Genomic DNA, 19,927 nt, shown 5'->3' on the forward strand with positions numbered 1-19,927 from the left:
CCGTATCCCGTCCGGAGCTTAAAATAATACCCAATAGGGGAAAGAAGCTCCTCTCGGACTAAAATTAAATTGAGGGGTTATGAATAAATTCTTTGAGTGGTTTAACGAGAGAACGGATAGGGAAAAGGTAATATTAGTAGCGTTCCCCTTTTTTGTTATCGGTGTCTTTTATTACTTTATGATAAGTCCCCTTCTTAACGAATTAGGTAGAGTTGAAAAAGAATTGAAAAACTTGAAGGATGTTTCTTATCTCCTTGCAAGAAAAAAAGCTCTTGAGAAGGAAATAGAAAAGTTAAAAGAAGAAAAAAAAATAAGATTTCTGACAGTTAAGGAAATATACGATAAAGCAAGAAAAAACGGGATACACATACTTGAGTGGGAGCTATACAGTTCTAAAAAGAATGTCTTACCTAAGAAAAGTGGATTACTCTTCTCTTCTTCTTCAAAGGTAAAAGGCGGTATAAAAATATCTCTTGATGTTTATAAACTTAAAGTTATTGCCTCAGAGGAAAACCTAAAAAAATTCTTCAGGAGTTTAACCGATAATTCGTTAACTTTTGTTCTTGGACTTTATACAGGCTGTATATCCAGAAGAGAGTTCATGAGAAGGGATAATCCTCCTCTCATTTGTGAGGTCGGGGATTACAAAAAGTTTTTATGTGATAAGGAAAGCAAGGATATACCATCTTATATAGTTACACTCGGAACAATAAGAATGGAGGAAGGAAAATGAGGAAGCTTTTATTCCTTTTTGTTTTAGTATTTTTTAACTTCGGTGTCGCGCAGGATATTCCTCCTCTTGAGAATATAAATAGAATAGGTAAGCTGGAGATTTACATAGATGGATTTATTTATAAATACACGATTTTTGAAGTCGTAAAAAGTAGGGAAAAAACTGTTAACGCTTATGTATATCTGGAAGATGTAAAAAGAATAAAGAAAAAATACAGGAACTTTACTATATTAAAAGCTGATTTTCAAAACCTTAAGCTGGGAACAGTTATAGTTTCCCTCGCTAAGATACTACGAAAAAACGTAATTTTCGGAAGTGAACTATGGAAAAGCGTCCAAGCGAGTGAGAGTGTATCCGAAGATTTACAGAGAAGCTCAGAGTATACTCTTCAGATAACTACGTCAGAGGACATTTCTATAGGAAATGTAACGGGAAAGAAATCCGAGACAAGCTCACCAAGTAAAGAGGCAAGGGTAAAGAGAGAAAGCAGCAGGATAACAGAAAGCATATCCATCCCTTCATACCTGTTTAGGGATATATCGCTTGTTATAAACTCTCCTGTTTCCGCAATTGAGTTGTTTAACACAATACTCAAGGAGTATAATCTAATGGCGGTTAAGGAGTCCGGAAATATACTAAAGATTTCCGTAAAAGCGTTTTACGAAATAGACGTTTCCGACCTTGATGAAGAAAGAATAAAGAAAATTATAAAGAAAATAGAGGAAAAAGTTTCACATTCTGCAAAAATAGTTTACGATAGAGACCTTAAAAAAATTTACGTAATGGATTTAAAGGAAAATATTCGTAAAATAAAAGACATAAAAGAAGGATTAATTAAGGCAGAAAAAAATAGGAGAAAAGAAAACGAGATTACCAAAGTTTTTTACTTCAAAAGTAAGAGAGACCTTGAACTCGCAAAGTCTCTCTTAGAAAAGAGACTGGGAAACAGTGTAGTTGTTAATGAAGACAAGGACTTTAACGCACTTATTCTCTTTACATACTCTAAAGATGTTTACAGAGAAGCGGAAAGTATTATCAGACCACTAATTTCGAATGTATCTGAATCTTACGTAACAACTAAGGTTTTCTTCGTAAGATATATCTCTCCTTTAGACCTAAAAAAGGAAATAGAACCATTTCTTTCGGAAGAAGGTGAGGTTTACGTTTTAAAGACAGGAAGTTTACAACAGGGAGGACAGGGTCAAGGGGCACAAGCAACGGGAACCGATAGTATCCAAATAAATCAGGGAGAATTTAGTATAAATAAATCAAGAAGTGCATATTTTGAGGTAAGAAATGCCATCTTAATTAAAGATTATCCTGAGAGGATAAGAGAAATTTACAAAAAATTTAGAAAATTCCTCTCCGAAAAGCCTTTAAGAGTAAGGATTAAGGCAAAATTTTTAGAAATAAGGAAAGATTTAAGAAGGGAACTCGGTCTGTCAAGCTGGAACGTTCGTTTTTCCAAGGCATCTGTTCCCCAATTCTGGCAAACGGAAACTACCTTTGAGCCGGCTACCGAAGTTCCGGGACTCCTTACATTTGTATTTCAAAAGGGAAAACTTAACCTCCTTGACCTCAGGTTGAAGGCTTTTGAAAGGGAAAATAAAGCAAGAATTATATCCGAACCATATATAGTTACCTTAAACGGAGAACCTGCGGTGATAAACACCCAGATTGAGTGGCCAATTCCCAAAATTACGATTAGTCAAAACACTGCGGATATAACGGTTCAATATAAGGAAATTCCCTTGACCTTAATAGCTACCCCTCTTGTTCTCCCTAACAACCAGATACTCTTAGACATAGGACTTTTAAGGGGAAGGATTGTTGAGATAAGAAGGTTTCAATCGTCTAACGTGACACAGGATATACCCATCATAGAAAGCTCAAGAATAGACGTAAAAATTCCCGTGAATAACGGGGATACTATAGTAATAGGAGGTATCGTTGAGAAGGAAAAGCGAAACACGGAAAGGGGAATACCGGGGCTTAGAAAGATTCCATTACTCGGTTGGTTGTTTAAAGACCAGATAAAGGAAAACGTAGACAGAGAGCTCTTGATATTCCTTACTCCCGAGATTGTTGAGACCGAGTGAGGAATTCTTTAATCTTTTCTTCCCACTTCTTAGCTTTTCTGTAAACCTCTTCTTCGTCTATAGTTTTTAACTCTCTCTTTTCCATAAGAACTTTTCCTCTGCATATTACCGTGTCTATAGCCTCCGACGGTGCCGAATAGACGAACTGGGCAATAGGGTCGTAAAGGGGGGTCATCTCGGGAATATCTGTCCTCACGAGAATGAGGTCAGCTTCATATCCTTCCTCCACTTTTCCGGCATTTATACCAACGGCTTTGAATCCGTTTTCGGTTGCTATTTTCAACACTGTTCTCGCGTCTATGGCTTTGGCATCAAGGTTTGCGCCTTTGTGGAGCTTGGCACAGGTTGACGTTTCCTCGTGCATATTAAGGTTATCGTTTGAGGCTGCCCCGTCGGTTCCGAGGCATACGGTTATACCTCTCCTAACGTAGTCCGGGATAGGTGCTATACCCGAAGCGAGTTTAAGGTTACTTTCGGGACAGTGGGCTACCTTTACCTTTCTCTCTTTTAAAATCTCCCTCTCATCTTCATCGGTCCACACAACGTGGGCACATAAGACGTTTTCTCCGAGGAATCCTATATCCTCAAGGTGTCTTATAGGTGTCTTCCCGTATTCCTCTTTTATTCTCTCCACCTCCCCCTTTGTTTCGGACACATGTATGTGAAGCATTAGGTTATGTTGGTCCGCAAGCTCCTTTGCCTTCATAAGCGTTTTGGGTGAACAGGTGTAGGGGGCGTGGGGACATATGACGGGAAATACAAGATCCCTTCCCTTGAGTTCCTCTGCAAACCTTCTTGCTTTCTCTATATACTCCTCGGGTGTTTTTGCCACCTTTGTAGGAAAGTCAAGAATACCGAAGCCGAGACCTGCCCTTATGCCTACTTCTTCACAAACCTCTCCGAGATACTCTTCGTAAAAATACATGTCCATAAATAGGGTTGTTCCGCTCTTTATTGCCTCAACAATCCCGAGAAGTCCACCGTCCTTTACAAACTCGGGAGAAACGAACTCACCCTCAAGGGGCCATATAACCTTTTGAAGCCACTCCATCAGGGGGAGGTCTGCACCGAGTCCCCTTAAAAGGGTCATTGAGATATGGGTGTGCATGTTTGCAAAAGAGGGAAAGGCTATCTTTCCGTTTCCGAGAATAACTTCCCTTGCCTCTCCTTCCAGGTTTTCACCTATCTTAACGATTTTCCCCTCGGAAATCGCTATATCTCTTAAGCCTTTTTCGGGAATTAATACGTTTTTTATCAGGAGGTCATACTTCATAAAAGGAAATTTTAACCCAGGAGCGTTCTCAGGTCTCCCGCTATGCGGCTGTTCGGAACAACCTCGTCAACTCCGAGCCTTCTTGCTTTCTCTATAAGGGTAAGGTTTTTGTGTCCGCAGTATCCTATAACCTTAGCTCCCTTCTCCTTTAGCTCCTTTAAGACCTCAAGGGCTTTCGGAGACTCAAGGTTTACAAGGGCTACTGTATCACTTCCCGCTTCATCCTTGTTTACAAACTCCGCCTTTAGACTCTTTAACTGGTTCTTTATTCTTGAAGAAAGAATTAAGTTCGTATCGTAGAGAAATACCTTCATGCTGTGTATTGTGAAACTTTCTCCACGGTTATGCTCTGAGCTTTCTCAAGTTCCGCAAGTTTTTTAACGAGCTCATAGTTAAGGCTGTGACCTCCTCTAAAGGAGTAAACTTTTCCTAAGAAGGGTTTTCCCAAAAGGTATAGGTCTCCTACTATATCAAAAACCTTATGTCTCACGGGTTCATCCTCGTATCTTAGTCCATCGGGGTTATAAACCTTTTCCTTTCCCATAACGAGGGTGTTCTCAAGGCTTCCCCCTTTTCCGAGTCCCGCCTTCTTTATGAACTCTATTTCCCAGTCAAAACAGAAGGTTCTCGCAAGAACTATATCCTCTTCCATTCCCCTTATGAACGTGAACTTTTTCCTTCCGAGGAAGTTGTTAAACTCACCCTCGTAGGTAATCTCAAGCTCATCCGATGGAAGAGCACGTATGTAGCTGTTTTCTTTGAATATCTCAAGTGCTTCTTCAACTTTGAAGAACTCCACCTCTTTATCCTGTTCAACGGTTAAATTCCTTAAAACTTTGTAAAATTCCCACCCACTTCCGTCCATTATGGGGACTTCTTCTCCCTTTACCTCAATCGTGAGGTTCGTTATACCTAGGAGGTGGAGAACGGAGAGAATATGCTCAACGGTCTTTATAACTTTTCCTTCCCTTCCTAGGTCGGTTGAGTGGTTTGTATTTACTACAAACTCATACCTTGCGGGTATAAACACCCCTTCTTTAAAAAACCTTATACCCGTTCCTTCTTCCTCGGGAAAGAGGATAATCCTTGATTTTTCTCCCGTGTGTATACCTACTCCTTCAAAACTCACCTTTCCCTTCAGCGTTTTCTCCTTCACCATGCAAGTTTATTAATGCAAGTTTTATGCCGAACCCTTTAGAAGATTTACAACCTCCTCCGTTGAGGGTTTGGGTGACACGAGAATATCCGCTATACCTTCCTTCTCAAGGGCTTTTTTTGTAGTTTTGCCAATGGCTACGTATTTGAGCTTTAGTTTATCCCTCTTTATTCCGGCTTTTTGCAAGTTTGCAATAAAAGACTCAACAGCTGAGGGACTGTAAAAGAGGATGTAATCCCCTTTAAGTTTCTGCTTAAGGGTTTTCTCATCGTAAAGGATAGGTTCAACGGTGTAAACGTCAACGGGGAAAACGTCAAAGTTCTCCTCAAGAAGGAAGTTTATGAGCTCTTTTCTCCCTATACTTGATCGGGGTATCAAGACTTTTCCTTTTCTGAGTATCCTAAAGAGTCTTATTAATCCCCTAACGTTCTCCTCTTCGGGAACGTAATCGGGCTCGTACCCGTATTTCCTCAGCTCTTCCGAAGTCGCTCCGCCTACGGAAACAACCTTAGCCCCTTCCCTTATCTTCTCTCTTTCAAGGAAGTGCTTAACCGCTTTCTTACTCTGGAAGACTATGTAGTCGTAATCCTCAACGGGAACTTTAAACTCAAGGGGAACGGTTTTTATCAGGGGAAGCTCAACAACCTCAAAACCCTCATTTATGAAAATCTCTCTATCCTTCTTAAGGTCTTCTTCTTCTCTCGTGAGAATTACCCTCATAAGGGTATAATCTTGGCATACTCTTTCGCAAGTTCAAAGAACTTTTTAGCCCTCTCCTTTGCCTTTTCCTTTTCATCCTCACTGAGATTAGGGTCATCAAGCAGGAAGGAGTTTACCTTACCCCTTACGTAAGCCCTGTAACACTTAAAGAAAGGAAGCATAACCTCAAAGTCTTCATCCCCGGTAAATTCCCTGTAAGCTTCTTCGTAGGCTTTTGCGAGATTCTTCTTCCCGAAATACTCAAGCTCCATAGATAGGAAGCACATATCGTTCAGAACATCCCCGTATCTGAACCTGTCGTTGAATTCTATACAGTCAAATATGCATATACCTTCCTTGAGGAAGGCAACGTGTTCCGTTCTTATATCACCGTGGCCGTCCCTAATCTTTCCTTCTTTCATTCTCTTTTCAAAAAGTTTTTTGTAGACCTCGTAAAATTTGTTCGTTCTTTCCCTTATAAACTCGTAATCCTCTCTCGGTATTGTTATATCTATATACTTCTCCGTCTGTTGAAAGTTCTCATCTGTGTTGAACTTCATAACTTCAAGCCTTCCGAACTCGTCAACTCTTTTCGCTTTCATGTGAAAGTCTGCTACAACTTCAGAAACTTTTTTCATCTCCTCTTCTGTCGTTATATCAAGCCTGTTTGAGAGCAGGCTTTCATCGGTAATTCTCCTCATCTTTACCGCATACTCAACTACGTTCTTATCGCTCTCAACAATCCACTTCCCCCCTTCTTCGCTAATGGGAACAACACCGAGGTATATCCAAGAGCAAAGTCTTCTGTTTAGCTCTACCTCTTTAAAGCACATTTCCTTTCTCTTTTCAAGGGTTGAGTAATCAAGGAAGCCGAAGTTCACGGGTTTTTTTATCTTGTAAACGATTTCGGGAAGGATTAACACCCAGGAAGCGTGTGTTTGAACGACCTTAGCTCCCAGCTCTTCCGCAAGCCTTAAAACCTTATCGCTATTTTCCATCGCTTTAATATATACTAATAAAGTTCGTGAGAACCTCAGGAGGTAAGGGATTGAGGAATATCGTAGTAACACCTATGACCTTTGAACCCGTTTACGAGCAAGACGCGGAGATCGTTGAGAGGAAGGGTATAGGACACCCGGATACCATATGCGATAATCTTGCGGAAGAACTTTCCGTAGCACTATCAAAGCTTTATATAGAACGTTTCGGAGCTATTATGCACCACAACGTTGATAAGGCACTACTCGTCGGGGGTGAGGCGAATCCCGTATTCGGAGGAGGAGAGGTAATATCTCCCATTGAGATATACCTCGTGGGAAGAGCCTTAAAGGAGTTTGAGGATAACGTTCTGCCTGTTGAAGAGCTTGCTGTAGAGGTTGCGAGAAACTGGATAAAGGAAAACATAAGAAACCTTGATCCGGACAAGCACGTGATAATAAAACCCAGAATAAAGGCGGGAAGTAAGGACTTGGTTGACCTTTTCCTCAGGTTTCAACAGAAGGGGGAAGTTCCCCTTGCGAACGATACCTCTTTTGGGGTTGGATACGCTCCCCTTGACGACCTTGAGAGAATAGTTTTTGAAACCGAACAGCTTCTTAACTCTCCGAGTTTCAAAGATAAGAACCCTTACGTCGGTGAAGATATAAAGGTTATGGGTGTAAGGATTAGGGATAGGATAAGGCTAACAATAGCCTGTGCCTTTGTGAGCAAATACGTAAAGGACATAAAGGATTACCTTGAGAAGAAGGAGTATATAAGGAAAACCGTTGAGGAAACAGCAAGAGGATTAACCACCAGAGAGGTTGAGGTGTTTGTGAATACTGCGGATGACCCGGAAAGGGAAAGTGTTTATATAACCGTCACGGGAACATCCGCAGAGCAGGGGGACGATGGACAGGTAGGAAGGGGAAACAGGGTTAACGGTCTCATAACTCCCTACAGACCCATGAGTCTTGAAGCTGCGGCGGGTAAAAATCCGGTATCCCACATAGGTAAGATTTACAACGTGGTTGCAAACATCATAGCGGACCGTGTTGTTAGTGAGGTTGAAGAGGTCGAGGAAGCATACTGCTATCTCGTATCTCAGATAGGGAAACCTATAAACGAACCCCAGGTTTGCGACGTAAAGGTAAGAACCAAAAAAGACGTTAAAGGCCTTGAAGAACCTATAAAGCGTATAGTAAACGAAGAGCTCGACGAGATGCCAAACACCTGGAAGAAGTTCCTGAACAAGGAGTTTGCGGTTGCTTAACCCTTCTTTCTTATAAACTCCTTTATAAACTTAAGTGCTTCTTTGCTTAGCTTCTCCCGTTCTATTAAACTCTCTTCATTCTCAATAAGTTCAACAGCTCTCTCAAGAACCTTGTAAGCCCTCTCTTTTTCCTTCAGTATTCCGAGGGAGTAAAAGCCGTATAGAACCTTTACGAGGTCTTCCATAACCCCTTCCATCATAGTGTCAAAACCGAACCTTCTGTAAAGCTCCTTCCTTTTCTCTTCGGGGAGTTTTAACAAACCCTTTGCAAACTCACACATCTTACACCAGGTATCAAGGGTTTTTTCCCATTCCTCCTTTTTAGTCCCTTCAAGCTCTATGTTTATAAAACTGAGAGTGTATTTCGCAACGTAATCCTTAGCTTCTTCGATGCTCCTGAAAGGGGTTTCCTCTTTCTTTAAGAGATTGCTTAAATCAACCTTCATAAGTTAATATTATTTTATGCTTTTAGTAATTTTATTCATAATCTCCGTTACATTCGGTGTAGAAGGATTTTTAATAACTGAAGTAAACGGAAGCCTCGGGAGCTTTAACCTGAAAAAGGAAATAAAAAGGAAGGTTTATATAACTAAGGATGCGTTAATAACTGAGACAAAAAGGGAGTTTATGGTTCAGAAAGTGGAAAATGGGAAACCTAAGATATACAGAGTTATAAAGAGCACAAAGTCTTACATGGATTTTTCACAGATGGCTCCTTTATTTCTCGTTTCACTACCTTTTATAGACTGTGAGAGGAGAGTTTGCAGATTAAAAAAGGATTCCTTCAAGCCCACAAATGAATACAGAAAAATAGGAAAGTATAAAGCAAGAAAAGTCGTTGTGAAGACGAGTTTTATTGGGGAAAGCCAGGAAATAATCCAGTGGTACACGAAGGATTGGAAGGAGTTAATAGAAGCTAATGCACTTGAGAACGAGTTTTACATAAACTTTATTAAAGCTATTATGAAAGATATGAAATTAACGGAAAAAAACATTCCCATAAAGGATTTAAAAAGCTTCCTTGATTATATTTTAAAGACCTTCGGTGGGGTAATAAGGACGGAACAGAAGAAGGTTTTCCTCACTTACTCTCAGGTGATATCGGTTCAAAAGGTAAACATTCCCGATTACATATACAGACTTCCGGAGGGCTACAAGAGGATTAGATAATAAATACGGTGGAGCAATTAATAAGATACAGGCAGAAGGAAAAGACTTTTAAAAATAGACTTATAGTATTGGTAATCCTTATACTAATTTTTTCCTTAATTCTTTTTGGTAGATTAATTTATATAAACATATTTAAGGAAAAAATACTTGAAGAATTTGGGAAAAATACAGAAATACTTAAGGTTCAACAATTCAGGGGAAGTATTACAGACAGAAATGGTGTTCCACTTGCCATAAGCTATCCGGTTGGATACATATATCTTTACAAGTTTTATCTATTTAAGGATAAAAAGAAGGAAGAAAAACTTTTAAAAAAGTTATCAAAGGTTTTAAATGTGCCTGTTTACAAACTGAAGAAAAAGCTAAATGCTATTAGACATAAGAAAATAGCAGAGTTTATAGCGTTTCCTATAGAAAAGAAAGAGGAGATTAGGAAGATTATTAAAGAAGTTGATTATGATAAAAAAAAGAAGATATTTACCGAACCTTATATATCTGCACACGTAGGCGTATCGGAAAAGTACAAACGTTTTTATCCTCACAGGCGCCTAGCCTCAAACCTTATAGGTTTCGTTAATAAAGAAGGAACCGGCGGTGAGGGTATAGAGTATCAATTTGACCGATACCTTACGGGAGGAAAGGGATGGACTACAAAACTCGTAGTTTACGGTGATAAAGGCATTAAACTTGTTGAGCTTAAAGAAGATGTGTTTTATACTCCGGAGAACTTAAAACTTTCAATAGACTACCCTGTTCAAGCACTTATTGAAAGAATTAAAAGGAAAATTGTAAGAAAGTGGCACCCGAAGAAGGTCATTATCATAGTTATGGAATCCAGAACGGGAAAGATTAGAGGTTTTACTACGTATCCCGACTACGACCCTAACGACTACCTTAAGTATTTTCCGAAGTATACTAAAAACTTCGGTGTTAGTGACCTTTTTGAAGTTGGTTCAACCTTTAAACCTTTCGTTGTTACCTACGCACTTGATAGGGGATATATAAAAGAAGATTCACTTATAGAAATTAATCACGGTGTTTTTAAACTTGGCGAAAAGGTAATAAGGGACATTTCATCGTATCTACGAAAGCAAAGGTATATAAAGCCAGAGGACATAGTGGTGTATTCATCAAATGTAGGTGCCATGAAAGTCGGTCTTATGCTACCTACTAAAGAGTTTTACAATTTTCTTGAAACTTTTAAACTAAACAGGACACCTAAAGTTCTCTTAGGTGAAACCGATCCGAAAATAAACTCATTGAAAAATGGTGTAAATAGGGCTTACGCTTCAATAGGTCAAGGAGTAGCTTTCAATACGCTTCACTTCTTGAGCTCTTTTAACGCTCTTATCCTCGGGAAGTATGTGAAACCTTCTATTCTTGAGGATGAAGGGATAAAGACTTACCCATTGAATGTATCACCTCAAACCGTGAAATGGATACGAAACACCCTTATAAAAGTTGTTGAGAAGGGAACAGGAAGAAGGGCTAAAAGTGATTACTTTTACATAGGAGGAAAGACCGGAACAGCTCAGAAGTATGATAGAAAGCTAAAAAGGTATTCAAAAAAGAAGTTGACGACCTTTTTCGTAGGGTTTTTCCCGAAAGATCCGAAGTTTACCGCAATAATTGTTGTAGATGAGCCTAAAGGGAAAGATGTGTTCGGCGGAACGGTTGCAGCACCTTATTTTAAGGAATTAGCCGAAAAGGTAGCCTTAATCTACGGTCTTAAACCGGATAAAACGTATAGGTAAAGTTCTTCTTTAAGTTTGCCGGGAAGTTCTTTTCCCTTAACCTTTGGTATTACAAGGGGTTTTATTCCCGTCATCTCCTCAATTATTAAGGGGTTAGTTCTTTCTGAAACGTCATTTCCCGTTGAACCGTTCAGGATAATTCCGGTAATATGAACGTTATTCTTTTTTGCGTAATACCAGGTGAGGTATGTATGGTTCAGGGTTCCAAGGCTTGCCCTTGCAACGATTAGTATCGGAAGATTCCAGTCCTTGGCAAGGTTTAAGTATGTGTAGTTCTTTTTAAGGGGAACCGCAATTCCTCCTGCACCTTCAACTAGAACAAAGTCATAGTTACTCTTTAACTTTTCAAATTTTTCCTTTAACTCATTAAGGGAGAAGTCTTTTTTCTCCTCAAGTATAGCAGCATAGGGAGAGAGCGGGAGAGAGTATCGGACGGGAACAACTTCATCTAAATTCTGTCCTGTTGCTTCAGAAAGGAGTTTACCATCTTCCGGAACATCGTTGACATAGGTTTCCACAGGTTTATAGCAAGCTACCTTTTTTCCTTTCTCCTTAAAAGCCCTGGCGAGATTGTAAGTTATAAAAGTTTTCCCTACACCGGTATCTGTTCCGGTTATAAGAAGCTCCATCAGGCTTTGCCCATGAGCATAAGCATTCTCATCGTTTCCTGATAAGCCCTCTTGAAGGATTCAGCAGCTTTCTTTACATCTTCAAAGCCGAGTATACCCGCGGAAGTTGCTATATTCCTGCATCCGGCACGAATTACCTCGGGAACTCTATACGGCATTATTCCGCCTATACACACTATGGGCTTTTTTGATACCAGCACAGCTTCCTTTAAGGCATCAATCCCAACGTATTTGTAGTTTTCTTTCGTTGAAGTATGATAAATGGAACCGAAACCTATGTAATCAACGGGAAGCTCCTGAGCTTTTCTAACCTCCTCAAGGCTGTTTGCGGTATAACCTATATACATTCTATCTCCGACTATCTTTCTCACAACTTCGGGAGGTAGGTCTTCCTTTCCTACGTGAACACCGTCCGCTTCAACCGCAAGAGCAAGGTCAACCCTGTCGTTAACCACGAGGTCTGCGTTATACTTCCTGGTGAGGTCCCTTAACTTCACAAGCTCCTCGTACATCTCCCTGGTTGTTTTGTTCTTGAATCTATACTGGACCGCGGTGACACCACCTTGAAGTGCCTTTTCTATAGTCTCAAATAAATCCCTATCTTTGAAGTACTTATCATCCGTAATGAGATATATGGTCAACTTCATAGCCTGCCTCCGAAATTGTGTACGGAGGGGGTGGGATTCGAACCCACGGGCGGGCGGGAAACCCGCCAAGGGATTTCAAATCCCCCGCCTTAGTCCGCTCGGCCACCCCTCCTTGACAGAAAATATAATATATTACCCTCCTCCGTATTCAGAGGAGTCAATCTCGGATTCAAACTCCTGAATGAAGAACTCAACAAGTTTGATAATTTCTTCTATATCTTTCTGGAGATAGTGCTCAAACAGTTCTATCTTTCTTTCGTGGAAGTGATCATCCACGTAATACTTTACCCTTATGTAGGGAACTAACATCTTTGGGTCAAAGTCCGGGTCCTCAGGAGTAACTACAGCAATCTCAACATCCGTTCCTTCGTTCTTATTCTTCAGAATTTCTTTTAACTCCAGGATTTTTGTTTTATACTTCGTCCAATCGTACTTCACAATATTTAAAATTCTATCATAGAATTACTTATATGAAAATAGCGGTTGGTGCAGACCACGCAGGATACCCCCTTAAGGAAAGGATAAAGGAATTTTTGAAGAAGGAAGGTCACGAGGTTATAGATTTTGGAACCCATTCAACAGAATCTACCCATTATCCTTTATTTGCGAAGGAGGTTGCAAAAGCTGTTCAGGAAGGTAGAGCGGACAGGGGAATACTCATATGCGGAACCGGAATAGGAATGTCCATAACCGCAAATAAGTTTCCGGGAATAAGGGCGGCTTTATGTACGAATGAGTATATGGCAAAAATGAGCAGACTCCACAACAACGCAAACATACTTTGCCTGGGAGAGAGAGTTCTCGGAGTTGAACTTGCACTTTCAATAGTTAAAGTGTGGCTTGAAACGCCTTTTGAGGGTGGTAGGCATGAAAAAAGAATTAATTTAATATCCGCGATAGAACATGAAGCTTGTTCAAAGGATTTACCCTGATAAGTTTATTCTTTTCCTCGTTTTTGTTTTCTTTCTTATATCTCAGCTTGCTGTCTTCATAAAAAACGTTGTTCCGCTTCTTGTAAGCTACAACCCTTATGCAGTTCTTTACAAAAATACAAAGGGGAAGTTTGTATTTTATAGGGAAGATAATATTAGATTTTTTTACGACGTAAAAGAAAAACGCTTACTTCCACTTCCTTACCTATCGCTTTATCCCGACAAATTTAAGCCTGCAAGGAAAGGAAGATACGAAGTAAAAACACGTTTAGGTAACCTAACGTTGATTCCATACGGTGAAATATTTCAAAAAAAGTTGTTTAAATCTTTGTCAAAAAACGTAAAATCCCTTCTATTCTTTATTCTTGGACTGGAAGTTATGTATTTCTTCTCAAAGATTAACTATAAAATTTTCAAAAATAAAAAAGTTATATATACAATAATTATAGCTTCCCTTATCTTGCTTTTCATACTTCTCTTTAAAAAGATATTAAATTCGGGGAATACTGTGCCTTCAAGATGGCTTATCGGAACAAGCTTCCAACCCTCCGAGTTCTCAAAAATAGGACTAATTGTTTTCTTAGCCTACTACATAGGTATAAAAGGTGAAATTGAAAAGAAAGCTAACTTCATTTTTGTTTTATCTGTTTTAATAGTTCACGCTATTTTTATAGCTTTACAACCTGACATAGGTATGTCTCTATTTGTCGTCCTTCTCGGCATATCCCTTATGATTTTAGGTGGTGTTCCCTTTAGACTGTTGGCTTTCTCTACCGTAGTTCTCGGAACGCTCGGATTTTTTATTCTCTTAATACACTCGGAACATATAATGAAAAGATTTTCGGGTTGGCTAAATCCCCTTGCAGACCCTTACGACAAAGGTTATCAGATTATAAAATCTCTAAATTCAATAGCAAACGGTGGTTTCTTCGGTTCAGGACTCGGAAAAGGTCTTTACGCATCTATCTACATAAGAGAATCAGATACAGACTACGTCATAAGTCTTCTCATAGAAAACTTAGGGATATTCGGGTTTATCTTCATTCTTTACCTTCAAGTCTTATTTGCACTCAGACTCTTTAAACTTGCAAACAGGATTTACGGAATCTACGAAAAGTTAATTATCGTCGGTGTTGCCTTAAACTTTCTTTACTCTGTTTTTGTTAATTACGCCATGGCTATGAATTTGCTTCCTCCTAAAGGAATAGCACTTCCCTTTATCAGTTACGGTATAAGCAATCTGCTTGCTAACTTTATAGCATTAGGAATTGTAGGCTCAATATACAGAAGGAATATCTCTGTATTAAACTTATAAGTTATGAAAAAAAGGGTTATACTTGCATACTCCGGTGGACTTGATACCTCAATTATTGTCAGATGGCTTACTGAAAAGGGATACGAGGTTATAACCTATACCGCAGACGTAGGTCAGGGTGAAGAGCTGGGAGAAATACCTCAGAAGGCAAAAAACGCGGGAGCTGTTGAAGCTATAGTTGAAGACCTAAAGGAAACCTTTGCGGAAAAATACTGCCTTCCCACACTAAGAGCACTTGCACTTTACGAAGGAAAGTATCCCCTCACCGCTGCACTTTCAAGGCCTCTTATAGCAGAAAGACTTGTTTATTACGCCGAAAAGTTTAAAGCAGATTACGTAGCGCACGGCTCAACGGGAAAGGGAAACGACCAGGTAAGATTTGAACTCTCGGTATGGGCTCTGAATCCCGATATAGAAGTTCTTGCTCCCGTGAGGGAGTGGGAGTTCAAGTCAAGGGAGGAACAGGTTGAGTATGCTAAGAAGTTTAACATTCCCGTAAAAGCTACAAAAGAAAAACCTTATTCAATAGATAGAAACCTTTGGGGCGTTTCAATAGAGTGCGGTCCCCTTGAAGACCCTTGGCAAGAACCTCCCGAAGATGCCTACCAGATAACAAACTCTCCCGAAAAGGCCCCGGATGAGCCCGAGTATATAACCGTTGGTTTCAAAGAGGGAAAGCCCGTATCCTTGAACGGAGAAGTTTACGAAGAACAACATAAGCTTATACAGAAGCTCAACGAGATAGGCGGAAGACACGGAGTAGGAAGGATAGACATGGTTGAGAACAGGCTTGTCGGAATAAAGAGCAGGGAGATATACGAAGCACCGGGAGCAATGATTTTATACGAGGCCTACAGGGATTTACTCTCATTAGTTCTTGACAGATTTACCTTCCATTACTTCCTTACCCATATTTCCCATGAGTATGCAAAACTCGTTTATGAAGGTTTATGGTTTACGCCCCTCAGGGAAGCTCTGGACGCCTTTACAGGTGAGATAGCAAAACTTGCAACGGGTGAGGTAAGACTGAAACTTTATAAGGGTAGTATTCAAGTTGTAGGTAGAAGGTCTCCTAACTCCCTTTACGTTGAAGAACTCGCCACATACTCGGAAAAGGACCAATTTGACCAGATAGCGGGTAAACACTTCACGAAGGTGTGGGGACTACCCCTGAAGGTTCTCGGAACGGTAAAAAGGAAAAAATAAAAGGAAAGATTCAAAAGGTATAGGAAACGGTTATGTAGTATGTTCTGCCCGGTTCGGGCACCTTAACACCGCTTGAGAAGGGATTTCTCACGTAAGAAAGATGGGTGTAGTAAAGCTTATCAAAAATATTTTCAATACCTCCGTAAACCGTGAAACCCTTCTTTCTAAAACCACCCTTTATGTTTAAGACACCGTATCCCGATGTTTTTTTCTCGTTCAGGTCTGAATCCACGTTGTCCTGTGTAGATGTAAGTAGGGTTTCAAGCTCACCGAAGTATATTCCGTTATCGTAACGTAGGGCTATTCTTGCGGTGAGCGGGGGAGCTTCTGCAATATCTTTATCCTTTATGTTCCTTTCTAGGTAAGTGTCTTTCTTTCTTCCTCTTGTGTATGCGACCGAACCGTCCAGGAAGAGTGTATAAGTTATAGCGTAAGTTCCCTTTGCTTCAAAACCGTAAAAGTATGCGTCTACATTTGTGTAGGACATTGCTTTATTGTTCTGGTTCATAGGGTTTGTAGTTGATTGGGCAGTAGCTTTGTAGGGGTATATGTAATCTTTCACGTAGCTGAAGAATGTTCTTATTTCCCCGTTCACGAGTGTTCTTTTTAACTTTATCCCGAAGTCTACTTCCGTATTCCTCTCGGGATCAAGCTCGGGATTTCCTACCCAGTCCCCGTATCTTCTTTCCATACTTCCCATCCTGTCAAGGGCAAAATACCTTTCCTGAGGGTCCGGAACTCTTACAGCGGAACCGACTCCGAAGAATAACTCTAAACCCTTATTAACTTCGTAAAAGAGTTGAACGTTTCCCGAAGGGTAAATATCACTCTCGGTTGTATCTCTCGTTCCGTGGTAATGCTCATATAGGTTCAAGTTGACCTTATTCTTGTCCGCTTTCATTTCCGTGTAATCAAGCCTGAGACCGTAAAGAAGTTTTAAGCGTTTGTTTAACTTCTTTTTGTGTTCAATAAACAGACCGAAGTTAACGGTATCAACATCGGGAATGGTGTTCTGGGATTTATACATTCCTGTGTTTGCCATATACATAGTTGTTGTGGCTTCCCAGTATCTGTAGAAGGTATCCATACCAAGAGTCAAATTCCCTAATTTATAACTTCCCTTAAAGCCGTAAACCTTTGTTTTTGCATAGGTTTCCATACTGTAGCCCCTGGGTGTGTTGTTTCCGGCTACTCTTTTCTGATTGTTCATCCAGTGTCTCACGGAAGAGCCGTAAAACTGGACTTCAATTTTTTTCCCTTCAAGCTTCGTGTTAAATCTATCCACCTCGTCAAGGGTAGCATCCATCATAAGGTAGGGGTAAAGAACGTCCGTAGCTCTTTGGTGGGCGTAATCAAGTTTTAGCTTTAAGCTTCTGTTAAGCTTGTAGCTAAGCTTTGTCCATACAGTGTGTATATTAAAGGCTGTTGAGTTTACCTCATCGGGTGAGTATCTGAAGGGGGAGCTCTCGGGATAAATTTCCGTTATCTTCCTTCCCTTTCCGTCCTCGTAAGGCTTTGAAAACCTAAATGAGTAGCCTATTAGTAATCCTAACCTTTCTTTGCCATAAGAAAATATACCCGATGCGTTTGTATACTTCCAGTTATCAAGGGAAAGGTTTAGTCTTCCCGATACTCCTCTTTTGGGTTCCCGTGTTTTTACGTTTACTGTTCCTCCCACAGCTCCGTAATTCTTTATGTCAAAGGGTCCTTTTATTACCTCAATCTCCTTTATTTCAGAAAAATCAACGTGAAAAAGCCCCGGGTCCATTCGGTTAGGACAGGCGTTATATACCCTTGCACCGTCAAAAAGCTGGTTTACCTCATCCCTCTTAAATCCCCTTATAACTAAGTCGTTAGCTATTCCTCCTTTTCTGACCTTCCATACACCGGGTGTGCTCTTTTCCAGGACTTCACCCACGTCTTTAGCCGGTAGCTCCCTAACCCTTTCGGGAGTAACAACCTCCCTTTTTCCCTCAATCTTTATCTCTTCAAGAATAACTTCCTGAGACCACGTAACGGAAAATAGGGATACAAGGAGAATTAGCTTTTTCACGGCTTCACCTCCATGTTAATCTTGATATAATTTTAACATAAAATTAACGAAAAATTAACATAAAATTAAAAACGATGGTAAACAAGCACTTACTTGGCGGCCTCCTGGTCTCAGCCCTTATCCATACGTTTCTCTTCTTCTCTTTTGCAAAAATTGGGCTTTACCAAAAATTAAAAGAAGAAAAGAGATACGTAAAAATCTCACTTAGATTCTTTAAACTAAAAAATGAAGTAAAAAAGAAGAATGCTTTAAATACCTCAAAGAAAGGAGTTAAAGGAAAAGTAAGGAAAATAAAGAAAAAGAAATATACAAGAAAAAAGCATTCAAAAAAGTTCGGAAAAGTTATAAAGAAAAAAGTAAGGAAAGTAAAGAAAAAAACACAAAAGCCTACAAAAGTCGTGAAGAAGGCTGTAAGAAATAAAGGCAGGAAATATATAAAAAAACAAAAACAACAAGTAGTAACAGACATAAAAAGACAAGTTTTTGTTCCTTTCTTTGAGGAAAAAGGTAAAGTTAAAAAGTTGTCCGCAAAAAGGAGTAAAGAATTAGCATACGTAAATAGGAAAGTAGACAAGGGAAAAAAGTTTCTTGAGGAAAATCTTGACTTGATAAGGAGTATTGTTCTTGAAAACATTACTTATCCATACATAGCAAGAAGGATGGGCTGGGAGGGAACTGTTGTCGTATCCTTCTTTTTATCAGAGAGCGGGTGTGATGGAGTGAGGATTGAACGTTCAAGCGGTTTTGAGGTTCTTGATAACGAGGCTAAGAATACCGTTGAAAGACTTTGTGATAAGTTTCCAAAGCCTAAAACCAAGGTTCTCGTAAAGCTCCCCGTTAAGTTTATCCTAAGGGATTAAAGCTCAATCTCTATAACCCTCCACATCCTCCCCTTAGCTCCCCTCTTCATCTCTTCCGGCGCTTTCCCGAAGAAGAAAACAGCTGAACCGCTTCCTGTTATAAAGGGCTTAAAGCCAAAGTGTTCAACGAACCTCACAACCTCCCCTATCTCCGGGTAAATCTCTTTTGCTATATCTCCGAGAACGTTCTCAACAGCCTCAAGGTTTCCTTTGAGAACTTCCTTTATCCTTTCTTCCGCATACTCCTTACTTACGTAATGCTCAGATTTTACAGCTCCGTAAACCCTGGCGGTACTTGATTGAACATTGGGAATTATTAAGGTTATCTTTCCCTCAATCTTCGCCTCAACGGGTTCAATCAACTCACCGATACCCCTTCCTATTGCTGTTCCTCCCTTCACGAAGAAAGGAGCATCCGCAGAAAGACTTGCGAGAAATTCGGTTAACTCCTCTTCACCCAAAGGACTGCCTAAAAGCTCATTAACCTTTTTTACAACCGCTGCGAGGTTTGAACTTCCACCTCCCAGCCCGGCACCTACAGGTATATTTTTCTGAATGAAAACGGAAAACTCAACGGGAAGCCCTGTAATTCTCTCAAACTCCTTTAATCCCTTGTAAACTACGTTTTCCTCCTGAGGAATGTTTAAGTTAGTTTCAACCTTTAGGATACCTTCCTTAATGTATATCTCGTCGTAAAGGGGTATTTCCCTATAGAGGGTTATAAGCTCGTGGTAACCGTCGGGTCTTTTTCCTAAAATCCATAACCCTATGTTTATCTTTGCAGGAGAAAGGATTTTTATCATATAAAAAATTCTAGCGGAAAATAAGGAGATAAGCCCTTAACAGGTTCTTCAGGAATAATCCCAAAATTAGGAAGTAAAAAACGGAGGATATAACACTTACGGGTTTGAATATCATGTCCGTCGCAAGGAAAAGAATGTAGAGAATCACAGCCATTTCAAGGAATTCCGATATGTCCTTTTCGCCCAGTATCTCGTTTATACTTAAGTTCCCGACTTCACTCTTCCGGGTCTTCCAGTTCCAAACAATCCTTGGAAGTAGGTGCATCATACCACCGAATATGGTAAAAGCACCGAAACCGTAAACCATAAGGTCTCCGTGAATATATATGAGTCTTGGGAGCATATCC

At 40.0% G+C, this 19,927-nt stretch carries 20 protein-coding genes, 1 tRNA gene and 1 pseudogene; 9 read left to right on the forward strand and 13 right to left on the reverse strand.

Features of this window, described 5'->3' with window-relative positions:
• Positions 1-79 precede the first annotated feature (79 nt).
• A complete protein-coding gene (locus ACWB1W_RS00535; protein ID WP_479369441.1) occupies positions 80-733 on the forward strand; it encodes a hypothetical protein in 654 nt (217 codons plus the stop codon).
• The gene (locus ACWB1W_RS00540; protein WP_479369442.1) at positions 730-2,832 is read left to right on the forward strand and encodes a type II secretion system protein GspD; all 2,103 of its coding nucleotides are present in this window, start codon (positions 730-732) and stop codon (positions 2,830-2,832) included. Before ACWB1W_RS00535 ends, ACWB1W_RS00540 begins: the two co-directional genes overlap by 4 nt.
• On the opposite strand, the gene ACWB1W_RS00545 is transcribed toward ACWB1W_RS00540, so the two are convergent.
• The 5 genes from ACWB1W_RS00545 to ACWB1W_RS00565 are packed head-to-tail and all read right to left on the reverse strand — an operon-like array spanning position 2,804 to position 6,958.
• The gene (locus ACWB1W_RS00545; protein WP_479369443.1) at positions 2,804-4,105 is read right to left on the reverse strand and encodes an amidohydrolase; all 1,302 of its coding nucleotides are present in this window, start codon (positions 4,103-4,105) and stop codon (positions 2,804-2,806) included. The genes ACWB1W_RS00540 and ACWB1W_RS00545 overlap by 29 nt on opposite strands.
• 11 nt (positions 4,106-4,116) lie before the next feature.
• A complete protein-coding gene (locus ACWB1W_RS00550; RefSeq protein ID WP_479369444.1) occupies positions 4,117-4,419 on the reverse strand; it encodes a hypothetical protein in 303 nt (100 codons plus the stop codon).
• A complete protein-coding gene (gene lpxC, locus ACWB1W_RS00555; RefSeq protein ID WP_479369445.1) occupies positions 4,416-5,264 on the reverse strand; it encodes a UDP-3-O-acyl-N-acetylglucosamine deacetylase in 849 nt (282 codons plus the stop codon). The genes ACWB1W_RS00550 and lpxC overlap by 4 nt, the downstream gene beginning before the upstream one ends.
• 21 nt (positions 5,265-5,285) lie before the next feature.
• The gene (locus ACWB1W_RS00560; RefSeq protein ID WP_479369446.1) at positions 5,286-5,981 is read right to left on the reverse strand and encodes a uroporphyrinogen-III synthase; all 696 of its coding nucleotides are present in this window, start codon (positions 5,979-5,981) and stop codon (positions 5,286-5,288) included.
• The gene (locus ACWB1W_RS00565; protein ID WP_479369447.1) at positions 5,978-6,958 is read right to left on the reverse strand and encodes a gluconokinase; all 981 of its coding nucleotides are present in this window, start codon (positions 6,956-6,958) and stop codon (positions 5,978-5,980) included. The genes ACWB1W_RS00560 and ACWB1W_RS00565 overlap by 4 nt, the downstream gene beginning before the upstream one ends.
• Before the next feature lie 50 nt (positions 6,959-7,008).
• Between ACWB1W_RS00565 and ACWB1W_RS00570 the strand changes: the two genes are divergently transcribed.
• A complete protein-coding gene (locus tag ACWB1W_RS00570) occupies positions 7,009-8,211 on the forward strand; it encodes a methionine adenosyltransferase (protein ID WP_479369448.1) in 1,203 nt (400 codons plus the stop codon).
• Here ACWB1W_RS00570 and ACWB1W_RS00575 read toward each other — a convergent pair.
• The gene (locus tag ACWB1W_RS00575; RefSeq protein ID WP_479369449.1) at positions 8,208-8,657 is read right to left on the reverse strand and encodes a hypothetical protein; all 450 of its coding nucleotides are present in this window, start codon (positions 8,655-8,657) and stop codon (positions 8,208-8,210) included. The two genes, ACWB1W_RS00570 and ACWB1W_RS00575, sit on opposite strands and share 4 nt — an antisense overlap.
• A 16-nt stretch (positions 8,658-8,673) precedes the next feature.
• Here ACWB1W_RS00575 and ACWB1W_RS00580 point away from each other — a divergent pair, with 16 nt between their 5' ends.
• Together ACWB1W_RS00580 and ACWB1W_RS00585 are read left to right on the forward strand one after the other, a co-directional pair.
• Complete coding sequence (locus ACWB1W_RS00580) at positions 8,674-9,381, forward strand: hypothetical protein (protein ID WP_479369450.1); 708 nt, start codon at positions 8,674-8,676, stop codon at positions 9,379-9,381.
• An 8-nt stretch (positions 9,382-9,389) separates the two neighbouring features.
• Entirely contained in the window at positions 9,390-11,135 is a 1,746-nt protein-coding gene (locus tag ACWB1W_RS00585) for a peptidoglycan D,D-transpeptidase FtsI family protein (protein WP_479369451.1), read from the forward strand.
• Here the strand turns inward: ACWB1W_RS00585 and bioD are convergent.
• The 4 genes from bioD to ACWB1W_RS00605 all read right to left on the reverse strand — a co-directional run bounded on the left by bioD (position 11,102) and on the right by ACWB1W_RS00605 (position 12,849).
• Entirely contained in the window at positions 11,102-11,764 is a 663-nt protein-coding gene (gene bioD, locus ACWB1W_RS00590) for a dethiobiotin synthase (RefSeq protein ID WP_479369452.1), read from the reverse strand. The genes ACWB1W_RS00585 and bioD overlap by 34 nt on opposite strands.
• Positions 11,764-12,411, reverse strand: a complete 648-nt coding sequence (gene thiE, locus ACWB1W_RS00595) for a thiamine phosphate synthase (RefSeq protein ID WP_479369453.1) — start codon at positions 12,409-12,411, stop codon at positions 11,764-11,766. The genes bioD and thiE overlap by 1 nt, the downstream gene beginning before the upstream one ends.
• A gap of 22 nt (positions 12,412-12,433) precedes the next feature.
• Positions 12,434-12,523, reverse strand: a tRNA-Ser gene (locus tag ACWB1W_RS00600).
• Between the two features lie 20 nt (positions 12,524-12,543).
• Positions 12,544-12,849 (reverse strand): dephospho-CoA kinase, encoded by a 306-nt coding sequence (locus tag ACWB1W_RS00605; RefSeq protein WP_479369454.1) that lies wholly within the window; start codon positions 12,847-12,849, stop codon positions 12,544-12,546.
• Between the two features lie 32 nt (positions 12,850-12,881).
• Here ACWB1W_RS00605 and rpiB point away from each other — a divergent pair, with 32 nt between their 5' ends.
• The 3 genes from rpiB to ACWB1W_RS00620 are packed head-to-tail and all read left to right on the forward strand — an operon-like array spanning position 12,882 to position 15,864.
• A complete protein-coding gene (gene rpiB, locus ACWB1W_RS00610; protein WP_479369455.1) occupies positions 12,882-13,343 on the forward strand; it encodes a ribose 5-phosphate isomerase B in 462 nt (153 codons plus the stop codon).
• Positions 13,315-14,658, forward strand: a complete 1,344-nt coding sequence (locus ACWB1W_RS00615) for an FtsW/RodA/SpoVE family cell cycle protein (protein WP_479369456.1) — start codon at positions 13,315-13,317, stop codon at positions 14,656-14,658. The genes rpiB and ACWB1W_RS00615 overlap by 29 nt, the downstream gene beginning before the upstream one ends.
• A 3-nt stretch (positions 14,659-14,661) precedes the next feature.
• Positions 14,662-15,864: an argininosuccinate synthase gene (locus ACWB1W_RS00620; RefSeq protein WP_479369457.1), complete on the forward strand. Its 1,203-nt coding sequence runs from the start codon at positions 14,662-14,664 to the stop codon at positions 15,862-15,864.
• A gap of 10 nt (positions 15,865-15,874) precedes the next feature.
• Here the strand turns inward: ACWB1W_RS00620 and ACWB1W_RS00625 are convergent, their stop codons facing one another.
• On the reverse strand, positions 15,875-17,917 hold the full coding sequence (locus ACWB1W_RS00625; RefSeq protein WP_479369458.1) for a TonB-dependent receptor: 2,043 nt from the start codon (positions 17,915-17,917) through the stop codon (positions 15,875-15,877).
• A 74-nt stretch (positions 17,918-17,991) separates the two neighbouring features.
• Between ACWB1W_RS00625 and ACWB1W_RS00630 the strand changes: the two genes are divergently transcribed.
• Positions 17,992-18,777, forward strand: a complete 786-nt coding sequence (locus ACWB1W_RS00630) for an energy transducer TonB family protein (protein WP_479369459.1) — start codon at positions 17,992-17,994, stop codon at positions 18,775-18,777.
• Here ACWB1W_RS00630 and ACWB1W_RS00635 read toward each other — a convergent pair.
• Both ACWB1W_RS00635 and ACWB1W_RS00640 read right to left on the reverse strand, forming a co-directional pair.
• On the reverse strand, positions 18,774-19,580 hold the full coding sequence (locus tag ACWB1W_RS00635) for a 4-(cytidine 5'-diphospho)-2-C-methyl-D-erythritol kinase (RefSeq protein WP_479369460.1): 807 nt from the start codon (positions 19,578-19,580) through the stop codon (positions 18,774-18,776). The two genes, ACWB1W_RS00630 and ACWB1W_RS00635, sit on opposite strands and share 4 nt — an antisense overlap.
• 10 nt (positions 19,581-19,590) lie before the next feature.
• Positions 19,591-19,927, reverse strand: a pseudogene (locus ACWB1W_RS00640) (hypothetical protein); the annotation flags it as partial.

The organism is Aquifex sp., from assembly GCF_056494385.1.